The organism is Variovorax sp. WS11 (assembly GCF_010499245.1).
Classification (GTDB): domain Bacteria; phylum Pseudomonadota; class Gammaproteobacteria; order Burkholderiales; family Burkholderiaceae_C; genus Variovorax.
Map to the genome: position 1 here is coordinate 2,199,164 of NZ_JAAGOW010000001.1, position 17,564 is coordinate 2,216,727.

Annotated in this window: 20 protein-coding genes; 11 read left to right on the forward strand and 9 right to left on the reverse strand. The window is 70.2% G+C overall.

What is annotated here, in order from left to right; translation table 11 throughout:
* Positions 1-115: 115 nt before the first annotated feature.
* The 9 genes from GXN78_RS10845 to GXN78_RS10885 all read left to right on the forward strand — a co-directional run bounded on the left by GXN78_RS10845 (position 116) and on the right by GXN78_RS10885 (position 8,821).
* Complete coding sequence (locus GXN78_RS10845; RefSeq protein ID WP_106558905.1) at positions 116-604, forward strand: Lrp/AsnC family transcriptional regulator; 489 nt, start codon at positions 116-118, stop codon at positions 602-604.
* A 37-nt stretch (positions 605-641) separates the two neighbouring features.
* Entirely contained in the window at positions 642-1,406 is a 765-nt protein-coding gene (locus tag GXN78_RS10850; protein ID WP_106558904.1) for a basic amino acid ABC transporter substrate-binding protein, read from the forward strand.
* A gap of 80 nt (positions 1,407-1,486) precedes the next feature.
* Positions 1,487-2,254 carry an amino acid ABC transporter permease gene (locus GXN78_RS10855; protein ID WP_106558903.1) on the forward strand — a complete coding sequence of 256 codons (768 nt, stop codon included), beginning with the start codon at positions 1,487-1,489 and terminating at the stop codon, positions 2,252-2,254.
* 30 nt (positions 2,255-2,284) lie between these two features.
* Complete coding sequence (locus tag GXN78_RS10860) at positions 2,285-3,913, forward strand: MFS transporter (RefSeq protein ID WP_106558902.1); 1,629 nt, start codon at positions 2,285-2,287, stop codon at positions 3,911-3,913.
* Positions 3,914-4,016: 103 nt separating this feature from the next.
* Entirely contained in the window at positions 4,017-5,036 is a 1,020-nt protein-coding gene (locus GXN78_RS10865; RefSeq protein ID WP_106558901.1) for a tripartite tricarboxylate transporter substrate binding protein, read from the forward strand.
* Between the two features lie 25 nt (positions 5,037-5,061).
* Positions 5,062-5,727 (forward strand): response regulator, encoded by a 666-nt coding sequence (locus GXN78_RS10870; protein ID WP_106558900.1) that lies wholly within the window; start codon positions 5,062-5,064, stop codon positions 5,725-5,727.
* Positions 5,708-7,114: a sensor histidine kinase gene (locus GXN78_RS10875; RefSeq protein ID WP_106558899.1), complete on the forward strand. Its 1,407-nt coding sequence runs from the start codon at positions 5,708-5,710 to the stop codon at positions 7,112-7,114. Before GXN78_RS10870 ends, GXN78_RS10875 begins: the two co-directional genes overlap by 20 nt.
* Entirely contained in the window at positions 7,111-8,157 is a 1,047-nt protein-coding gene (locus GXN78_RS10880) for a tripartite tricarboxylate transporter substrate-binding protein (protein WP_239142665.1), read from the forward strand. The genes GXN78_RS10875 and GXN78_RS10880 overlap by 4 nt, the downstream gene beginning before the upstream one ends.
* Before the next feature lie 136 nt (positions 8,158-8,293).
* Positions 8,294-8,821 (forward strand): Rrf2 family transcriptional regulator, encoded by a 528-nt coding sequence (locus GXN78_RS10885; protein WP_106558897.1) that lies wholly within the window; start codon positions 8,294-8,296, stop codon positions 8,819-8,821.
* Between the two features lie 12 nt (positions 8,822-8,833).
* On the opposite strand, the gene GXN78_RS10890 is transcribed toward GXN78_RS10885, so the two are convergent.
* Both GXN78_RS10890 and GXN78_RS10895 read right to left on the reverse strand, forming a co-directional pair.
* Positions 8,834-10,045: a geranylgeranyl reductase family protein gene (locus tag GXN78_RS10890; protein WP_239142666.1), complete on the reverse strand. Its 1,212-nt coding sequence runs from the start codon at positions 10,043-10,045 to the stop codon at positions 8,834-8,836.
* Positions 10,032-10,418, reverse strand: a complete 387-nt coding sequence (locus GXN78_RS10895) for a VOC family protein (RefSeq protein ID WP_106558895.1) — start codon at positions 10,416-10,418, stop codon at positions 10,032-10,034. The genes GXN78_RS10890 and GXN78_RS10895 overlap by 14 nt, the downstream gene beginning before the upstream one ends.
* A 239-nt stretch (positions 10,419-10,657) precedes the next feature.
* Here GXN78_RS10895 and GXN78_RS10900 point away from each other — a divergent pair, with 239 nt between their 5' ends.
* Complete coding sequence (locus GXN78_RS10900; protein ID WP_106558894.1) at positions 10,658-11,200, forward strand: GAF domain-containing protein; 543 nt, start codon at positions 10,658-10,660, stop codon at positions 11,198-11,200.
* A 50-nt stretch (positions 11,201-11,250) separates the two neighbouring features.
* On the opposite strand, the gene GXN78_RS10905 is transcribed toward GXN78_RS10900, so the two are convergent.
* Together GXN78_RS10905 and GXN78_RS10910 are read right to left on the reverse strand one after the other, a co-directional pair.
* The gene (locus tag GXN78_RS10905; RefSeq protein ID WP_106558893.1) at positions 11,251-12,027 is read right to left on the reverse strand and encodes a hypothetical protein; all 777 of its coding nucleotides are present in this window, start codon (positions 12,025-12,027) and stop codon (positions 11,251-11,253) included.
* A 1-nt stretch (position 12,028) separates the two neighbouring features.
* On the reverse strand, positions 12,029-12,286 hold the full coding sequence (locus GXN78_RS10910; protein WP_106558892.1) for a hypothetical protein: 258 nt from the start codon (positions 12,284-12,286) through the stop codon (positions 12,029-12,031).
* Positions 12,287-12,594: 308 nt separating this feature from the next.
* Between GXN78_RS10910 and GXN78_RS10915 the strand changes: the two genes are divergently transcribed.
* Complete coding sequence (locus GXN78_RS10915; RefSeq protein WP_106558891.1) at positions 12,595-13,272, forward strand: TetR family transcriptional regulator C-terminal domain-containing protein; 678 nt, start codon at positions 12,595-12,597, stop codon at positions 13,270-13,272.
* Between the two features lie 78 nt (positions 13,273-13,350).
* Here the strand turns inward: GXN78_RS10915 and GXN78_RS10920 are convergent, their stop codons facing one another.
* The 5 genes from GXN78_RS10920 to ltnD form a co-directional block, all read right to left on the reverse strand.
* Complete coding sequence (locus tag GXN78_RS10920; RefSeq protein ID WP_106558890.1) at positions 13,351-13,572, reverse strand: hypothetical protein; 222 nt, start codon at positions 13,570-13,572, stop codon at positions 13,351-13,353.
* 294 nt (positions 13,573-13,866) lie between these two features.
* Complete coding sequence (gene otnI / locus GXN78_RS10925; RefSeq protein WP_106558889.1) at positions 13,867-14,682, reverse strand: 2-oxo-tetronate isomerase; 816 nt, start codon at positions 14,680-14,682, stop codon at positions 13,867-13,869.
* Between the two features lie 21 nt (positions 14,683-14,703).
* Positions 14,704-15,366: an aldolase gene (locus GXN78_RS10930; RefSeq protein ID WP_106558888.1), complete on the reverse strand. Its 663-nt coding sequence runs from the start codon at positions 15,364-15,366 to the stop codon at positions 14,704-14,706.
* A complete protein-coding gene (gene otnK, locus GXN78_RS10935; RefSeq protein ID WP_106558887.1) occupies positions 15,363-16,637 on the reverse strand; it encodes a 3-oxo-tetronate kinase in 1,275 nt (424 codons plus the stop codon). Before otnK ends, GXN78_RS10930 begins: the two co-directional genes overlap by 4 nt.
* Positions 16,634-17,560 (reverse strand): L-threonate dehydrogenase, encoded by a 927-nt coding sequence (gene ltnD, locus GXN78_RS10940; protein WP_106558886.1) that lies wholly within the window; start codon positions 17,558-17,560, stop codon positions 16,634-16,636. The genes otnK and ltnD overlap by 4 nt, the downstream gene beginning before the upstream one ends.
* Positions 17,561-17,564: the final 4 nt, after the last annotated feature.

Sequence of the window (17,564 nt, forward strand, 5' to 3'; positions counted from 1 at the left end):
CACTCCCCGCAGCCATCATGCTCGCAAAGTGTATGCCTGGCGCCTTGATAGGTGTTTGCGTTCTTTGCCCATTCAAGCCCCCTTTTTGAAAGGATCTTGCTTAAGATGCCCTCCTATGGAAAGCATTGACAAGTTCGACCTCGCCATCCTGCAAGAACTGCAGGCCGATGCGCGGCTCACCAACGCCGAGCTGGCGCAGCGCGTGGGCCTGTCGGCCGCACCATGCTGGCGCCGGGTGCGCGCGCTGGAGGCAGCCGGCTACATCCGCGGCTACCACGCCGAGATCGATCGCCACAAGATCGGCCTGGGCGTGCTGGCCTTCGTGCGCCTGGACACCGATCGCGCCACCGGCGAGGTCACGCGCAAGATCGAGGAGGCGATCCGCAAGCTGCCCGAGGTGGTGGCCTGCCACTACATCAGCGGCACCGGCATGTTCGAGCTGCAGGTGGTGGCCGAGGACCTGGACGGTTTTTCGCGCTTCGCGCTCAACAGCCTGATGCATCTGCCCAACGTGAAGGACCTGCACACCAGCTTCTCGCTCGGCGAGGTCAAGGCCAGCCGCGCGCTGCCGCTGGGCCATCTGGCGAAGAAGACCAAGACCTAGAATCGGCGACCCCTGCCAGCCCAGAAGGACATCAAGAATGAACCGTTTCCGCCGCACGCTCTCCTTCTCGCTCGGCCTGTTCGCCGCCGCGCTCGCCCTCGGCGCGAATGCGCAGAACCGCGAACTGACCGTGGCCTCCAGCGCCACCTACGCGCCTTTCGCCTTCGAGAACAAGGACAAGCAGATCGTCGGCTTCGACATCGACATCATCAACGCCATCGCCAAGAATCAGGGCCTGAAGATCAAGCTGGTCAACACGCCCTGGAGCGGCATCTTCGCGGCGCTCAACAACGGCGACGTGGACCTGATCATCTCGGGCGTCACCATCAACGACAAGCGCAAGCAGAGCTATGACTTCTCGCCGCCCTACTTCGCGGCCAAGCAGTTGATCGCGGTGCCCAAGGCCAGCAGCGTGACCTCGCTGAAGGACCTGGCCGGCAAGAAGATCGCCGTGGTCAATGCCTCGACCGCCGACGACGTGGTTTCGCGCGAGTTCGGCAAGACCAATCCCAACCTGCGCCGCTTCGAGAGCACGCCGCTGATCATCTCCGAGCTGGCCGGCGGCGGCGTCGACGCGGCCGTCGGCGACAACGGCGTGATCGCCTATCGCGTGGCCCAGAATCCGGCCCTCAAGACCGTTGACGACAAGTCCTTCCCCGAAGAGGCCTTCGGCATCGTGGTGAAGAAGGGCGACAAGGCGCTGCAGGACAAGCTCGCCGCCGGCTTGGCGGCCATCCGAGCCGACGGCAGCTACAACACGATCTACAAGAAGTGGTTCGACAAGGACCCCGGCGCACGCTGAGTCCGGCGGCTCGCGCACGAGGATCACGGCCGCCGCACGCGGCCGTTTTCCATTGACAACGACTTTGGAGGAGGGGTTCGATGGAACCGATCGTGTGGTTTGGCTGGTTTCGGGTCGACATCCTGCTCGAATACAAGAGCCTGTTCATCGAAGGCGCCTGGATGACGCTGCGCATGACGGTGCTGTGCGTGCTGCTTGGCGCCAGCTGGGGCCTGTGCCTCGCGCTGGCCCGCCTGGCCAATGCACGCCACGCGCCCTGGTCGTGGATGGCGCGCTTTTTCCTGCGTTGGCCCTCGACCGTCTACGTGAGCTTCTTCCGCGGCACGCCGCTGTTCGTGCAGATCCTGCTGATCCACTTCGCGGTGATGCCGCTGTTCATCCATCCAGCCACCGGCCTCATCGTGACCGGTGATCTCGCGCGCACGCTGAAGCAGGAGCACGGCGCCCTGATCTCCGGCATCGTCGCCCTCACGCTGAACTCGGCCGCCTACATCTCCGAGGTGTTCCGCGCCGGCATCCAGTCGATCGCGCGCGGCCAGGTCGATGCCGGCCGCTCGCTCGGCTTCACCCATGCGCAGGTGATGCGCTATGTGGTGTTGCCGCAGGCCTTCCGGCGCATGCTGCCGCCGCTCGGCAACAACGCGATCGCGCTGCTCAAGGACACCTCGCTGGTCTCGGCCATCGGCCTGGCCGAACTGGCTTACGCCGCCCGCACCGTGGCCGGCGCTTACGCGCGCTACTGGGAGCCCTACCTGGCCATCTCCGTGGTCTACTGGTTCATGACGCTGGCACTCACGACCCTGTTGCGCCGCCTCGAATACCGGCTGGCACGTAGCGATCGCGGCTGAGGGCCGCCGGCGACCGGACAATAGCGGCACATGCCACCGATTTCGCCCGAGGAAACCCCCGTCGCCCCGAAGCGCGCGCAGCCGCCGCGCATCGGGCCCTTCGAGCCGCTCAAGCTGCCGGTGTTCCGCATGCTGTGGAGCACCTGGCTGGTCGCCAACATCTGCATGTGGATGAACGACGTGGCGGCGGCCTGGATGATGACCTCGCTGACCACCTCGCCGATGTGGGTCGCGCTGGTGCAGTCGGCCTCCACGCTGCCGGTGTTCCTCCTGGGACTGCCCAGCGGCGCGCTGGCCGACATCCTGGACCGGCGGCGCTGGCTGGTCGCCACCCAGTTCTGGCTGGCCGGTGCCGCGATCGTGCTGTGCACTGCCGTGGTCCTCGATCTCATGAGCGCGCCGCTCCTGCTGGCCCTGACCTTCGCCAACGGCATCGGCCTGGCACTGCGCTGGCCGGTGTTCTCGGCCATCGTGCCCGAGCTGGTGCCGCGCACCCACCTGCCGGCGGCGCTCGGGCTCAACGGGCTGGCGATGAACGCCTCGCGCATCGTCGGGCCGCTGCTGGCCGGCACGCTGATCGCGAGCGCGGGTACGGTCTGGGTCTTCGGCCTCAACGCGGTACTGTGCGTGGTCTCGGGCTTCATCGTGCTGCGGTGGCGGCGCGAGCACAAGCCGAACCCGCTGGGCCGCGAGCGGCTGATCAGCGCGATGCGGGTCGGCGTGCAGTTCGTGCGCCAGTCGCAGCGCATGCGCGCGGTGCTCACGCGCATCTCGATCTTCTTCCTGCACTCGACCGCGCTGCTGGCGCTCCTGCCGCTGCTCGCGCGCAACCTGCGCGGCGGCGGGGCCGGCACCTTCACGCTGTTGCTGGCCGCCATGGGCGCCGGCGCGATCGTGGCGGTGATGTTCCTGCCGCGCCTGCGCCAGGCTCTGGCGCGCGACCAGTTGGTGATCCGCGGCACGCTGCTGCAGTCCGCCGCCACCGCCGTGATGGCCGTGGCGCCCAGCGCCTGGATCGCGGTGCCGGCGATGGTGGTCGGCGGCATGGCCTGGATCACGGTCGCGAACTCGCTCTCGGTCTCGGCCCAGCTGGCGCTGCCCGACTGGGTGCGCGCCCGCGGCATGTCCATCTACCAGATGGCGATCATGGGCGCGAGCGCCTTCGGCGCGGCGATCTGGGGCCAGGTGGCGGAGCTCTCCTCGCTTTCCATCACCCTCAGCATCGCGGCGGTCAGCGGCACCGCCTTCATGCTGCTGGCGCTTCGCTACGTGACCGACGGCGTCGGCGAGGACGACGACACCACCCCCGCCCGCAAGGGCTGGGTCAAGGGCCCGCCGGCCGAGGCGCCGGACGAGGACGGCCGCGTGGTGGTCACCGTCGAATACCTGATCGACCCGGCGCGCGCCGCCGCCTTCCACGTGGTGATGCAGCAGACCCGCCGCACCCGCCTGAGCCAAGGCGCGATCGGCTGGGAGCTGCTGCACGACATCGCCGAGCCGGGCCGCTACATCGAGGAAGTCGTCGACGAGTCCTGGACCGAGCACCTGCGCCGCTTCCACCGCGCCACCGCCGCCGACATGGCGCTGCGCGACCGGCGCCTGGCCTTCCACCAGGGCGAGACGCTGCCGGTGGTGACGCGCTACGTGGTGCGGCGCTGATCCTGCTGGAGGAAGGGCTGCCGGCGTCCTAGGGCTGACAGCTTCCCGAAAGCTTGTCGCCGGCAGCATGGGCGCCTTTCGAACCACAGCGATGGAGACAAGCATGAACGATCCGCAACTCGCCGGGCCCGCGCCCGCTTCCGCCGCCACGCGCCGCCGCCTGCTGGGCCTGACGGGCGCCCTCAGCCTGACCGCCCTCTGGCCGCACGGCGCCCGGGCCCAGGCGGCCTGGCCGAGCAAGCCGGTGCGCTTCGTCGTGCCCTTCGCGCCGGGTGGCAGCTCGGAGATCGTGGCGCGCTCGGTCGCGGCCGAGCTCTCGCGCACGCTGGGCCAGAACGTGTTCGTCGAGAACAAGCCCGGCGCCGCCGGCAACATCGCGATGGCCGAGGTGGCGCGCAGCGACGACCAGCACACGCTGATCCTCGGCCACATCGGCACGCTGGCCGTCAACCCCTACATCTTCGACAAGCTGCCCTACGACGCCAACAAGGACTTCAAGCCGGTCAGCCTGCTGGCCAAGGTGCCCAGCCTGTACGTCGTGCACCCCGACGTCCCGGCGAAGAACCTGCGCGAGCTGATCGCCTATGCGCAGGGCAAACCCGGCAAGCTCAGCTACGGTTCGGCCGGCAACGGCAGCGCCGGCCACCTCGCCTTCGAGTACCTCAAGATGACGGCCAACATCTTCATGCTGCACGTGCCCTACCGCGGCACCGGCCCGATGCTGACCGACCTGATGGCCGGGCGGCTCGACGCCTCGGCGATCGGCGCGGCGGCGGTCCTCCCTTTCATCAAGGCCGGCAAGCTGCGCTGCATTGCAACCGGCTCGTCGGCACGGCTGCCGCAGCTGCCCGAAGTGCCCACCGTGGCCGAGCAGGGCTTCCCCGGCTTCGAAATGACGCAGTGGTACGGCCTGCTCGCGCCGGCGAACCTCTCGGCCGCGAATCTGGCCAAGCTGTCGGGCGAAACCATCAAGGCGGTGAAGGCGCCGGCCGCGATGGAGCGGCTCAAGGGCGACGCCGCCGAGGCGATAGGCGACACGCCCGAGCAGTTCGCCAAGTTCATCGCCGGCGAGCAGGCGCGCTGGAAGAAGGTCATCACCCGGGCCAACATCAAGCCCGATTGACGTCGTCCGCGCATAGCATCCCGGCATGCGCATCCTGCTCGCCGAAGACGAACACACGCTGGGCACCTGGCTCTGCAAGGCGCTGGAGCATGCCGGCATCCAGGTCGACTGGGTGGACGACGGCCGGCTGGCGGACCGCGCCTTGCAGCAGCACGACCACGATGCGCTGGTGCTCGACCTTGGCCTGCCCGGCCTGGACGGCCATACGGTGCTGCAACGCCTGCGCGCCCGCGACCAGCGGCTGCCGGCGCTGATCCTGACGGCGCGCGACTCGGTGGACGAGCGGGTGCGCGCCCTCAACGCCGGCGCCGACGACTTCCTCGCCAAGCCCTTCGCGCTGGCCGAGCTGGAAGCCCGGCTGCATGCGCTGGTGCGGCGGGCGCGCGGCATCGAGCATCCGCGCCTGGCCTGCGGACCGCTGGCCTGGGACGCCGCGCGCCGCCAGTTCCTGCTGCACGGCGAGCCGCTGCCGCTGACGCCGCGCGAGCAGGCCGTGCTACGCGTGCTGGTGCAGCGCAGCGGCGAGCCCTTCTCCAAGCAGCAGATCCTAGAACGCGTGTTCTCCGACGAGGCGGACGTGCAGCCGGAGGCGGTCGAGGTGCTGGTCCACCGCCTGCGCAAGCGGCTCGACGGGCGCGGCGTGGGCATCACGACGCTGCGCGGTCTCGGCTATGCGCTGGAAGTGGCCTGAGCGGCTGCGCGAGGCCAGCCTGTGGCAGCGCCTTGCCTGGCTGCTGCTGCCGGTGCTGGTGGCGGTGACCGCGCTCGAGCTCTGGATGACGCGGCACGACGCGCTCGAGGCCGCCGATGCCGCCTACGACCGCTCGCTGCTGGGCGCGCTCAAATCCATCGACGCCAACATCTCGACCGCCTCGGGCGGCCTGTCGGTGGAGCTGCCCTATCGCATGTTCGAGTTCTTCGAGCTCACCGCGAGCGGGCAGGTCTTCTTCCGCGTCGCCACCTCCGACGGGCTGGTGGAGCTGGGCAGTGCCGACCTGCCCGCGCCGCCGGGCACGCTCGCGAGCGGCGTGCCGGTGTTCTACGACGCACCCTACTTCAAGGAGCCGGTGCGCTTCGCCGCCTACCGGCGCGCGCTGGAGCAGGCGCCGGCCGGCAGCGAGGCGCGCAGCGTGCTCGTGCAGGTGGGCGAGAGCACGCGCTCGCGCCAGGAATTCACGCGCCGCTTCGTGCGCCGCGCGGCGCTGCGCGATGCGCTGGTGCTGGCCCTGCTGGTGTGCAGCACCGCCGCTGCGCTGGCCGCCGCCTTGCGCCCGCTGGCGCGGCTGGCACGCGAGGTGCAGACCCGAAGGCCCGAGGACCTGGCCCCGATCGCCGACGCCGGGCTGCCGGCCGACATCCGGCCCCTGGTGGCGGCAGTCAACCAGCAGATGGCGCGCACCCAGGCGCTGGCGACGCAGCAGCGGCAGTTCCTCGACGATGCCTCGCACCAGCTGCGCACCCACCTCACGACGTTGCAGATGCAGGCCGACTACGCCCAGCGCGAGCAGGACGGCGAGCAGGTGCGGGCCGCGCTGCGCGCGCTGGGCGCGGAGATCGGCCGCGCCACCCGCAGCACCCAGCAGCTGCTGGCGCTGGGCCGCAGCGACACCGCCGCGCTGGAAGCCGGGCCGCTGGACCTGGCGGCCTTGCTGCGCGAGGTGGCGCTGGACTTCCTGCCGCAGGCGCGCGCAAAGCAGATCGACCTCGGTATCCACACGCCCGCGCCCGAATTTCCGGCAGTGGCCGACCGCGGCCTGTTGCGCGAGGCGCTGGCAAACCTGGTGGCCAACGCGATCGCCAACACGCCCGCGGGCGGCACCGTGACCCTGTTCGCCGCGGCCGACGCGCAGGGCTTCAGCCTCAACGTGGAGGACGACGGCCCCGGCCTGAGCGCCGAGGAACGCGCCCTGCTGGGCCAGCGCTTCCGGCGCGGCAAGCGCGCGGCCGGCGGCGGCTCGGGGCTGGGCCTGGCGATCGCGCGCGCGATCGCCGAGCGCCATCAAGGTGCGCTGCGGCTGGAAGCGCGCGAGGCGGGCAGCGGGCTGCATGCCATCCTGTGGTGGCCGAGGATGAGATGAGCCCCATGCAAGGCGTGCCCACCTTTGCCCGCTCACGCCGCGCAACGCTGCGCGTGCTATGCGCGCTCGCGGCCCTCGGCGGCACGCCCCTGCGCACCGCCCTGGCGGCGGAAGACGATCCCTCGAACGGCCCCGCCGAATGCGTGGTCCCGGCCAAGCCCGGCGGCGGCTTCGACCTGAGCTGCATGCTCGCCCGCGAAGCCCTGCAGGCGGTGCGGCCGGCGCGGCCGCCGCTGGCGCGCCGCTACCTGCCCGGCGGCATCGGCGCCGTGGCCTTCGACCGCGTCGCGACCGGCCGCCTGGGCGGGCCCTCGACCCTTGTCGCCTTCTCCAGCGGCTCGCTGCTCAATCTGGCGCAGGGCCGCTTCGGGCCGCATTCGCCCTCGGCCGTGCGCTGGATCGCCACGCTGGGCACCGACTACGGCGTGATCGCCGTGCACCGCGACGCGCCCTTCAGGACGCTCGCCGACCTGGTCGCCGCCTTGCGCCAGGACCCCGGGCGCCTGGCCTTCGGCGCGGGCGGCACCGTCGGCAGCCAGGACTGGGTCAAGGCCGCGCTGCTGGTGCGCGCCGCCGGGCGCGATCACAAGGCGATGCGCTTCGTGGCCTTCGAGGGCGGCGGCGACGCCCTGGCGGCGCTGCAGGGCCGGCATGTGGACGTGTTCCCGGGCGACGCGGCCGAGGCGCTGCAGGCCCAGGCCGGCGGCGCGCCGCTGCGCATCCTGGCGGTGCTGGCCGAGGCCCGGCTGTCCGGCGCCCTGGCCGGCATACCGACCGCGCGCGAGCAGGGCATCGAGCTGGTCTGGCTGACCGTGCGCGGCCTGTACCTCGGCGCCGACGCCCCCGAAAGCGCCGTGCGCGCCTGGACCGAGGCCTTCCGGCAGGCGGTCGCCAGCCCCGGCTATGCCGCGCTGCGCGAGCGCCATGGCCTGCACCCCTTCGAGCCGCTCACCGGCGCCGCGCTGGAGGATTTCGTGCGCCTTCGCATCGAGGATTACCAGCGCCTGGCCGGGGAACTGGGCCTGCGGCGCTGGTCGCGGTAGCATCGGGCTTCTGCCAGGGCGGGGAACCTAATCCGGGCCTCACACTCCCAAGGCATGATCCGCTGCACAACAAGGGCCCTTGCGCCTGCCACGACAACAGCAGCCTGCACCGCACAACAAACAGGAAAGTCTTTTCATGCGACTCACCACCAAAGGCCGTTTCGCAGTTACTGCCATGATCGACCTGGCGCTGCGTGAGCGCACGGGGCCGGTCACGCTGGCTGCCATCAGCCAGCGGCAGCGCATCTCCCTTTCATATCTCGAGCAGCTGTTCGGCAAGCTGCGCCGCCACAAGCTGGTGGAGTCCACCCGCGGTCCCGGCGGCGGCTATTCGCTGGGCCGCAAGGCGGCCGACATCACGGTGGCGGACATCATCTTCTCCATCGAGGACGAGCCTTCGGAAAAGAGCGAGCCCGATGCCGGCGCCGACGGCCGCTGCAGCACCGAGGAGCTCTGGGCCTCGCTGAACCGCCGCACGGTGGAGTTCCTGGACTCGGTCTCGCTGCAGAGCCTGGTCATGGAACAGCTGGCCAAGGGCGTGAAGGTCGATGACGGCCCGGCCGTCAGGCGCGTGCCGGCCACCACGCCACCCCCCAAGCGGCCGCGCGTGAACGCGCCCAACTCGGTGTTCGCGCTGGGCCGCGCGCTCGCCACCAAGCGCTGATCCCTCCGCGCTTCAGCTGACCGGCAGCAGCAGGCGCAGCAGCCCGCGCGCCGTGACGAGCTGGCCGGGGCTGTAACTTTCCTCGAGCACCCCGCTGAGCCGGCGCACGATGCCCGGGCTGCGGCGGGCGCGCCAGATCACGAAGTCCGCGATCCAGGGGTGGTTGTTGATGCGATTGGCGTGCTCGTAGGCCGCGAAGCGCGGCCGCAGCGCCGTCAGGGCGGCCTCGTACCGCGCACCTGCCGCAGCGTCGTCGGCCCCCGCTCCAGCGATGGCCTCGCCCGCGAGCATGCCGGACTCCAGCGCTTTGCCGATGCCCTCGCCGGTGAAGGAATAGGTGCTGCCCGCCGCCTCGCCCGCCACCAGCAGGCCGGGCCGCGACCAGCGCGCCCCTTCGAGCGAGCAGCGCAGCGGCGCGCCCTTGGGCTCGCCCTGCAGGCGGCCGCCCTGCATCAGCTCGCGCGCCGGCGCGTGGACGCGCGTGAAGGCGGCGAAGAGCTCGCGCAGGTTGAGATCCGGCTCGCTGCCACCCTCGCCTTTCAGCGAACCGACGCCGATGTTGAACACGCCCCCGCCGCACGGAAAGATCCAGCCGTAGCCGCCCCGCAGCGCTCGATCCCAGACGACCTCGAGCTGACGCAGCCTCCCGGCCATCGCCTCATTCATCACGTAACCCCGCAAGGCGACGCCGCTAGGCACACGCCGCCTGCACATGTCCGCGGCCAGCAGCGGCGGGGCCGCTGCGCCGGTGGCCAGCACGGTCCAGCGCGCCCGCAGCTCGCGCGCGGTGCCGTCGGCGAGCCGAAGCCGCCCGCCCGCTACGCGCCCGTTCGCATCGGCCAGCGGCGCCTCGAAGCGCGCCGGCGCGAACCAGCGCGCGCCGGCCTCGAGCGCTGCGCGGCGCACGATCTCGTCGAGCTCGCGGCGCGGCAGCACCGCCAGCCTGGCGGGCACCTCCAGCCGGCCGCCGCGCGGCGCCACGCAGCCCACATGGCTGGCCACGGCGGCGCGCGCCAACACGGCATCGAGCACGCCCAGGCGCGCGAGCGCGCGCTGGGCGTCGGGGATCAGTCCGTCGCCGCAGACCTTCTCGCGCGGGAAGTCCTGCCGGTCGACCAGCAGCACATCCAACCCTGCGCGCGCCAGCGTCTGCGCGCAGGCGCTGCCGGCCGGCCCGGCGCCGACCACCAGCACCTCGCAATCGGCGGGGTCAGGCGCGGCCACTGCCGTACGGCCGGGTGATGATCTCGAGCCGATGGCCGTCGGGGTCGTCCCAGTAGACGCCGCGGCCGCCATCGTGGTGGTTGATCCGCCCGGGCTGCTGCTGGCCGGGGTCGGCCCAGTAGCGGAGCCCTCGGGCCCGGATGCGCCCGAAGATCTCGTCGAACTCCTCCTCGCTCACCAGGAAGGCGTAGTGCTCGATCGGGATCCGCTCCTCGCTGCGGATGTAGTCGAGCGTGACGCCGTTGTCGAGCTGCACGCAATGGAAAGGCCCGAAGGTGGTGGGCTCGTTGCGCCCGAGCAGCTCCGCCAGGAAGACGGCGGAGGCCTTCGGATCACGCGCCGGAACGATCGTGTGATTGAGCTGGATGGGCATGGTGTTCCTCCACGAGGGCGGCAAGGGCCGTGCCGCGCACTTGCCGAGCGAAGAGCGCCCATGGTAAGACCTGCGCACGCAGGCCGCGCACCGAATCCGGCGCCGGGCGCGCCGCGTGCCCACCCGCAGGGAATCCGGCCCAGCGTGAACAGTTGCGTGGACCCGACAGCGATTTACTTATTGAAGGAAATGAATTTCGCTCTCAAGCCTTACGATGGGGCCTGGCTTGAGGGATCAGCATGCGCAGCAGGAGCGGGGACGACATCGGGTTCGACGGCAACCCACCGGCAAGCGGCAGGCCGGCCATCGGCACGCTCGACTGCGACGGCCCGCTGGTGGTGCAGGCCCTGTCCTCGATGCTGGAGCTGATCCGCGAACAGCTCGGGATGGACGTTTTCTTCGTCTCCGAATTCGTCGACGGGCACCGCGTGTTCCGGCATGTCGCCACCGCCCCGTCCATGGGCATCATCCACGTCGGCGACTCCCACACCATGGAAGACAGCATCTGCCAGCAGGTGCTCGACGGCCGCGTTCCCAATCTCGCCCACGACCTGCGCGTTCTGCGCACCCGGCAGCCCCTGCCCGAGGTGACCAAGCCCATCGGCACCCACATCAGCGTGCCGGTGGTGATGCCGGACGGCAGCATCTACGGGACGCTGTGCGGCTTTGCGGTCGAGCGCACCGTCGACCTGACCGAGCGCGACGTGAAGAGGCTGGAGGTCGCGGCCCAGGCGACGGCGCGGGTGCTGGCGCAGGCGGCGGGGCACGCAGCGGCGGGCTGAAGGCCCGGGAGCGCGAGCCCGACCGCAGCTACTTTTTGGTAGTTTGCGAATCAGCCCATCAGCTTCGGATTGCGCCGCGCTTCGCCGAGCCTCTGCTGCCGTACCGTCTCGGCACACTGGGCGCTGCGCCGCATTTCCGGCCGCGCGCATTGGTTGTTCATGCATACGGCGCGGCCGATGAACGCGAGGCCCTCGCAGCGTGCCACGGGACTCGCCGCGTTGGCGGTTCGCACCGCGCCCGGTTTCGGGGTCGGCGGCGCGGACGTGCGCGCAGCGCGAGGTTTTACCGATGACACCTCGGGCGCATTCTCTTCGGCTGGCGTGGGTGGCAGGGCCGGCGCCGCATCGGAGGGCGCTGCAACGACCGGCACGAGGCTCTGCGCGACCCGCGCGGTTTCGGCGGTGGCCGTGGGATCGACCCGCGCCACCGTGCGCTCGATGGGCGCCGGCAGCGCCGCATGCGCCAGCGGGCGTGTGGGCACACCGGCCTCCCGCGGCCCACGGGCCAGGATCAGCGCCACCGCGGCCACGGTGCCCCAGAGACCGATCAGCGCGAAGACGGCGTAGCGGGAGCGGCGCACCTCGGCGTCGCCCGCGCTCATCAGGGGCGAGGGATGGGTCTCGCCGTCGACGGTCGCGAAATAGGCGGGCAGCTTGCCGTCGCAGCCCTTGCAGAAGCGTGCGTGACGCGCATTAATGGTCTGGCAGGCTTCGCAGACCTCGCCTTCCGCGGGCTCGCCGTGGAAGCGCGCCAGATCGAGCAGGCTGCCGAAGGCGACGGCAGCCGGCGGCCTCTGCCGCTCGGGGAAGATCGCGGCGGCGCTCATGTCAGCGCTCCCAGCGGAGGGCGGTCTCGCCGTCCTGCGGTTCCGCCGAGGCAGCAGACGCCAGGAGCCGGCGCCGCAGCCGCACCTCGGACACCGCAAGACGGGCGAAAAGGATCAGCTGCTCGTCCGACGGCTCGGGCCCGCCGCCCAGTTGCGCGCGGAAGGAACGGACGATTTGCGCTTGCGCGGCTTCACGCAGCCGGGTTGCGGTCATGGCGGCGCAGGCGGCGGTCGCTTGCACAGGCATGGGAATGTTCATGGCGGACTCCTGGCGGCAGCAAGGTCCCGGCGCATCTCTGTCGTCGATCTGAGCAGCGCGCGAAAGCCTTCGTTGGCGGAAGTCTTCCTTGTTGACCAGAGGCTTCCCGCTCCTTGTCGGACAACGCCTGATGCGCCCGTCGTTGTCAGTTCACCCGGCTGGGTGGACGCTCAAGAAACCGAGACTCAAAACTGACCGATTGAGCAAATCTGTCTTCGATCTCTTTATCCGGCTGAAAAATCATCACAGCTCTTTTTTACTCGAATGGATAATTTGCCCAAGCTCGCTCCACGAACAGGCCCTGTCTCATGAATGCGACACGTCTCCGCGCCAAGGCGGCCCCCAGCACGACCGGCGGAGCCCTCGCCGGCGCCACCCGGGGCCGGGCGCGCAACTACACGCAGATGCTGGGCCTGATCCACCAGGCAGCCATCGAAGTCTTCGCGGCCGATGGCCTGGCCGGGGCCTCGACCCAGGCGATCGCCCACAAGGCCGGCCTGTCCAAGGCGCAGCTGCACTACTACATCGAGAGCAAGGAGGCGCTCTACCGCCAGGTGCTGCAGGACATCGTCAACGACTGGATCGGCGTCTTCGGCTTCAGCGACGAGGCCTTGGGTCCGCGCAAGGTGCTGACCGAGTTGATCCAGCGCAGGATGCAGTTCTCCTTCGATCACCCGCTGCGCTCGCGGATCTTCACTGCCGAGATGATGCGAGGGGCGCCGGCGATCCGGGAAATGATGGGGACGAGCAGGCAGCGCACCGAGCAGGCCGCCGCCGTCATCCGGAACTGGGCCCAGCGCGGGCTGATGGACCCGGTGGACCCGCTGCTCTTCCTCTTCCACCTCTGGGCCTCGACCCAGTTCTACGCCGACCATGCGGCCCAGGTGGCCTTCTTTCGCGACGCCTCCATGAGCAACGAGAAGGACCGCCGCTATCTGACCGAAAACGTGACCGATTTCCTGCTGAAGGCGGCCGGGGTCCGCTGACGGCGGTGGCGGCCGGCACGCCCGGTTCATCAAATCGTCAAATCGCGTCAGCGGCTTGACGATTTCGTCACTGCCAGCTCAATGAGGCTCGCGGGCCTGGACGAAGGGCGTCGCGTACTCGCGGCCGATCATCCCGCGGGCGAAGAGATAGTTGTTGCGGGCCCTCTCGCTCATCGCGTCGAGGTTGACCATGCCCGTGCTGTCGCACGGGAAGGCCAGCGCGCGGCCCTGGTTGAACAGCGACTGGAACCGGATCTCGAACGCGGCTGCAGTCTGCATCGAAGAAGAACTGTGCGACATGGTCGTCTCCTGCGGGCGGCAAAAAATGGATGACTGGATCAAACAGCTGACACGGAATCCCCGCTTGCCGATTGCCTTGCATCAATCGTGCCGGGCTCGTTTGAATAACGATCCGCGCGGTTCAGCGTTGCAGGGGATTACGCAAAAAGGCGAGGCTTGGTTGTGTGGAATGCCACGATTCGCCAGATTTGCGCGCCAACTTGTTGCCGCGCAGCGTGCAGGCTCGCAGCGGCCATCGGCCGCGCGTCAACCGGCGGTTGGGCGCGATGGGGCGGCTGCGGCCCCGCTGCTGCTTCAGCCGCGCTGCAACTCGCGCAGCCAGCCCAGACCGTCGGAGCTGCCCCGCGCCACCGCGCCGCGCGCCGGCCGGTATTCGCAGCCGACCCAGCCTTCCCAGCCGCAGTGCGCCGCCACCTCATCGATCACCTTGAACAGGTAGGGATGGTTCAGCTCGCCGATGTCGGGCTCGTGGCGCTCAGGCACGCCGGCGATCTGGAAATGGCCGACGCGGCCGGTGGGCAGGTACTTGCGGATCTTCATCGCGACGTCGCCCTCGACGATCTGGCAGTGGTAGAGGTCCATCTGCACCTTGAGGTTGGGCGCGCCCACCAGGTCGACGATCTCGTGCGCGTGGTCCTGCCGGTTCAGGAAGAAGCGCGGGATGTCACGGGTGTTGATGGGCTCGATCAGCAGATCGCGCCCGGCCTTGGCGGCCTCGGCCGCGGCCCAGCGCAGGTTGTCGATGTAGGTGGGCTGCACGGCCTCGCGCTCCACGTCCGAGGGCACCAGTCCAGCCATCACATGCACGCGGGGGCAGTCCAGGGCCTCGGCATAGTCCAGCGCCTTCAGCACGCCCTCGCGGAACTCGGCCTCGCGCCCCGGCAGGCAGGCCAGGCCGCGCTCGCCGCCGTCCCAGTCGCCGGGCGGGCCGTTGAAGAGCACCTGCTGCAGGCCGTTGGCCGAGAGCCGGGCGGCCAGCTCGCGCCGCTCGTAGGGATAGGGGAAGAGGTACTCGATGGCCTGGAAGCCGTCCTTCGCGGCGGCTTCGAAGCGGTCGAGGAAATCGAGCTCGGGATAGAGCATGGAGAGGTTGGCGGCGAATCGGGGCATGGGGATGTGTCCTTCGTTCTCTTACCAGCGCGCGCCGAAATGACGGCGCAGCTCGTCGATCTGTGGTGGTGCCAGCGGCTGGGCCGACTGCTTGTTCAATGCCCAAAGCCTGGCGGTCTCTTCGAGCTCCTCGAGCACGGCCATGGCCGCGGCAGGCGTGTCGTGCCAGACGTTGGGGCCGAGGCGCTCCAGCATCACGGCGCGGATCGGCGTGCCTTCCGCGCCGTAGCGCGCGATGGTTTGCGCGACCCGCTCGGCGGCCTCGGGCGCGCCGGGCCGGTGGTAGGGGATCACGGGCACATGGCCGACCTTCATCACGAAGTAGGGCGTGAGGGCCGGCAGCAGCTCCTCGCCCGGCGCTTCCAGCGTGAGCGCCACGCAATGCGTGCTGTGGGTGTGGATCACGCAGCGCGTGCCGGCGTCGAAGCGCGTGGCGGCGGCGTAGATGCGGGCATGCAGCGCGATGGTCTTGCTGGCGCGATCGCCACCGCTCTGGTTCAAGTCGACGTCGAGCCGCGCGAGCTTCGCCGGATCGAGGAAGCCCAGGCAGGCGTCGGTGGGCGTGATGAGGAAGCCGTCGTCGAGTCGCACGCTGATGTTGCCGGCCGTGGCATGCACATGGCCGCGCTCGAACAGGCTGCGGCCGATACGGCAGATTTCTTCGCGCGCCTGGCTCTCGGTCATTCGAGAACTGTAAAGGCTTTGAAGAAGAAATCGTCGGTGCCGAAGTTGCCGGACTTGAGCGCGATATGCAGCCCGGCGCCGCCCGCTGCCTCGGCCGGGGCATGGCACCAGGGCACGCCGGGGTCGATCTGCGCGCCGATCTGCAGCTGCGCGATGCCCAGGGCCTGCACGCAGGCGCCCGAGGTCTCCCCGCCGGCCACCACCAGTTGCCGCACGCCTTGCGCGACCAGCCCGCGCGCGATCTCGGCGATGGTGCGTTCCACCATCGCGCCGGCCTCCTCGACGCCGAGCCTGCCCTGCACCGACTTCACGGCGCCGGCCTCGGCGGTGGAGTAGACCAGCACCGGCCCGTCCGCCAGCAGCGGCGCAGCCCAGGCTAGCGCCTCGGCCGCCACGTCGACGCCCGCGGCGATGCGCAGCGGATCGATCGCGAGCGCGGGGCGGCCTGCCTGGATGAAGCTCAACACTTGCCGGTTGGTGGCCAGCGAGCAGCTGCCCGAGACCACGGCCTGCAAGCCCCCCGCAGGCGGCAACACGCCGGCGGCGAACGAGGGAGCGATCCCGAAGTTGCCCGGCAGCCCGATCGCCACGCCCGAGCCCGCGGTGACCAGCGGCATGTCCGCGAGCGCCGGGCCGAGGCGCAGCAAGTCGTCGTTGGAGACCGCATCGACGATCGCGATGCCGATGCCCTCCGACCGGAGCTGCGCGATGCGCTCGCGCACCGCCTGCGCGCCGCGCGCGACCACCGCGTGGTCGATCAGTCCCACCCGGTGCCGCGTCTGCGCCTGCAGCACGCGCACGAGGTTGGGGTCGGTCATCGGCGTCAGGGGATGGTTCTGCATGCCGCTCTCGTTGAGCAGCACCTCGCCGGCGAACAGGTAGCCCTTGAACACGGTGCGCTTGTTGTCCGGGAAGGCGGGCGTGGCAATGGTGAAGTCGCAGCCCAGCGCCTCCATCAGCGCCTCCGTCACCGGGCCGATGTTGCCCGCGGGCGTGCTGTCGAAGGTGGAGCAGTACTTGAAGTAGATCTGCCGCGCCCCCTGGGCCTGCAGCCAGCGCAGCGCCTCGAGCGATTGCGCCACCGCCTCGGCCGGCGCGATGGTGCGGGACTTCAGCGCGACCACCACAGCATCGACCTCGGCCGCAAGCGGCTTGGCCGGCACGCCGATGGCCTGCACCACACGCATGCCGGCGCGCACGAGGTTGTTGGCGAGGTCGGTGGCGCCGGTGAAATCGTCGGCGATGCAGCCGAGCAGGATCTTCCCGCTCATGAGGACTCCAGCGGCTTGGAACGCGACGGCAGCTCGATGCCGGGAAATATCTTGATGACCGCGCTGTCATCCTCCCGCGCGAAGCCCGCCGTGGAGGCCTGCATGAACATCTGGTGCGCAGTGGACGCCAGCGGCAGCGGAAACTTGCTGGCGCGCGCGGTGTCGAGCACCAGGCCCAGGTCCTTCACGAAAATGTCGACCGCCGACAGCGGCGTGTAGTCGCCTGCCAGCACGTGGGCCATGCGGTTCTCGAACATCCAGCTGTTGCCGGCGCTGTGCGTGATGACCTCGTACAGCGCGGCCGCATCCACGCCCTCGCGCAGGCCCAGCGCCATGGCCTCGGCCGCCGCGGCGATGTGCACGCCGGCGAGCAGCTGGTTGATGATCTTCACCTTGCTGCCCGCGCCGGCCCGGTCCCCCAAGCGGTAGACCTTGGCGGCCATCGCATCGAGCGCGGCGCCGGCCTTGGCGTAGGCCTCGGGCGAGCCGGCGGTCATCATCGTCATCTCGCCGCTGGCGGCCTTGGCGGCGCCGCCGGAGATCGGAGCGTCGATGTAGAGGATGCCCTTCTCGGCCAGGCGCGCCTCGAGCGCGATCGACCAGCTGGGGTCCACCGTCGAGCACATCACGAACACGCTGCCCGGCTTCATCGAGGCGGCGCAGCCGGGCGCGCCGTCGGGGCCGTCGGCGCCGAACAGCACCGCCTCGGTCTGCGCGGCGTTGACCACGACGCAGACCACGACCTCGCTCTTCTCGCCCAGCTCGGCCAGGGTGGCGCAGGCGTTCCCGCCATCCATGGCAAAGGCCCGCGCCGCTTCGGCGCGCACGTCGTATACGTTCAGCGCGAAGCCCGCGCGGCGCAGCGACTGCGCCATGCCGCCGCCCATGGCGCCGAGGCCGATCAGGCCGATGGTGGAAGTCATGCGA

Bases quoted from the DNA above. Each gene is read 5' to 3' on its own strand.
- GXN78_RS10860 (WP_106558902.1), top strand. From the start codon at position 2,285: ATGCCACCGATTTCGCCCGAGGAAACCCCCGTCGCCCCGAAGCGCGCG.
- ltnD (WP_106558886.1), bottom strand. From the start codon at position 17,560: ATGACTTCCACCATCGGCCTGATCGGCCTCGGCGCCATGGGCGGCGGC.
- GXN78_RS10905 (WP_106558893.1), bottom strand. From the start codon at position 12,027: ATGAGCGCCGCCGCGATCTTCCCCGAGCGGCAGAGGCCGCCGGCTGCC.
- GXN78_RS10875 (WP_106558899.1), top strand. From the start codon at position 5,708: ATGCGCTGGAAGTGGCCTGAGCGGCTGCGCGAGGCCAGCCTGTGGCAG.
- GXN78_RS10870 (WP_106558900.1), top strand. From the start codon at position 5,062: ATGCGCATCCTGCTCGCCGAAGACGAACACACGCTGGGCACCTGGCTC.
- GXN78_RS10885 (WP_106558897.1), top strand. From the start codon at position 8,294: ATGCGACTCACCACCAAAGGCCGTTTCGCAGTTACTGCCATGATCGAC.
- GXN78_RS10900 (WP_106558894.1), top strand. From the start codon at position 10,658: ATGCGCAGCAGGAGCGGGGACGACATCGGGTTCGACGGCAACCCACCG.
- GXN78_RS10920 (WP_106558890.1), bottom strand. From the start codon at position 13,572: ATGTCGCACAGTTCTTCTTCGATGCAGACTGCAGCCGCGTTCGAGATC.
- GXN78_RS10910 (WP_106558892.1), bottom strand. From the start codon at position 12,286: ATGAACATTCCCATGCCTGTGCAAGCGACCGCCGCCTGCGCCGCCATG.
- GXN78_RS10880 (WP_239142665.1), top strand. From the start codon at position 7,111: ATGAGCCCCATGCAAGGCGTGCCCACCTTTGCCCGCTCACGCCGCGCA.
- otnI (WP_106558889.1), bottom strand. From the start codon at position 14,682: ATGCCCCGATTCGCCGCCAACCTCTCCATGCTCTATCCCGAGCTCGAT.
- GXN78_RS10850 (WP_106558904.1), top strand. From the start codon at position 642: ATGAACCGTTTCCGCCGCACGCTCTCCTTCTCGCTCGGCCTGTTCGCC.
- GXN78_RS10845 (WP_106558905.1), top strand. From the start codon at position 116: ATGGAAAGCATTGACAAGTTCGACCTCGCCATCCTGCAAGAACTGCAG.
- GXN78_RS10930 (WP_106558888.1), bottom strand. From the start codon at position 15,366: ATGACCGAGAGCCAGGCGCGCGAAGAAATCTGCCGTATCGGCCGCAGC.
- GXN78_RS10855 (WP_106558903.1), top strand. From the start codon at position 1,487: ATGGAACCGATCGTGTGGTTTGGCTGGTTTCGGGTCGACATCCTGCTC.
- GXN78_RS10915 (WP_106558891.1), top strand. From the start codon at position 12,595: ATGAATGCGACACGTCTCCGCGCCAAGGCGGCCCCCAGCACGACCGGC.
- otnK (WP_106558887.1), bottom strand. From the start codon at position 16,637: ATGAGCGGGAAGATCCTGCTCGGCTGCATCGCCGACGATTTCACCGGC.
- GXN78_RS10895 (WP_106558895.1), bottom strand. From the start codon at position 10,418: ATGCCCATCCAGCTCAATCACACGATCGTTCCGGCGCGTGATCCGAAG.
- GXN78_RS10865 (WP_106558901.1), top strand. From the start codon at position 4,017: ATGAACGATCCGCAACTCGCCGGGCCCGCGCCCGCTTCCGCCGCCACG.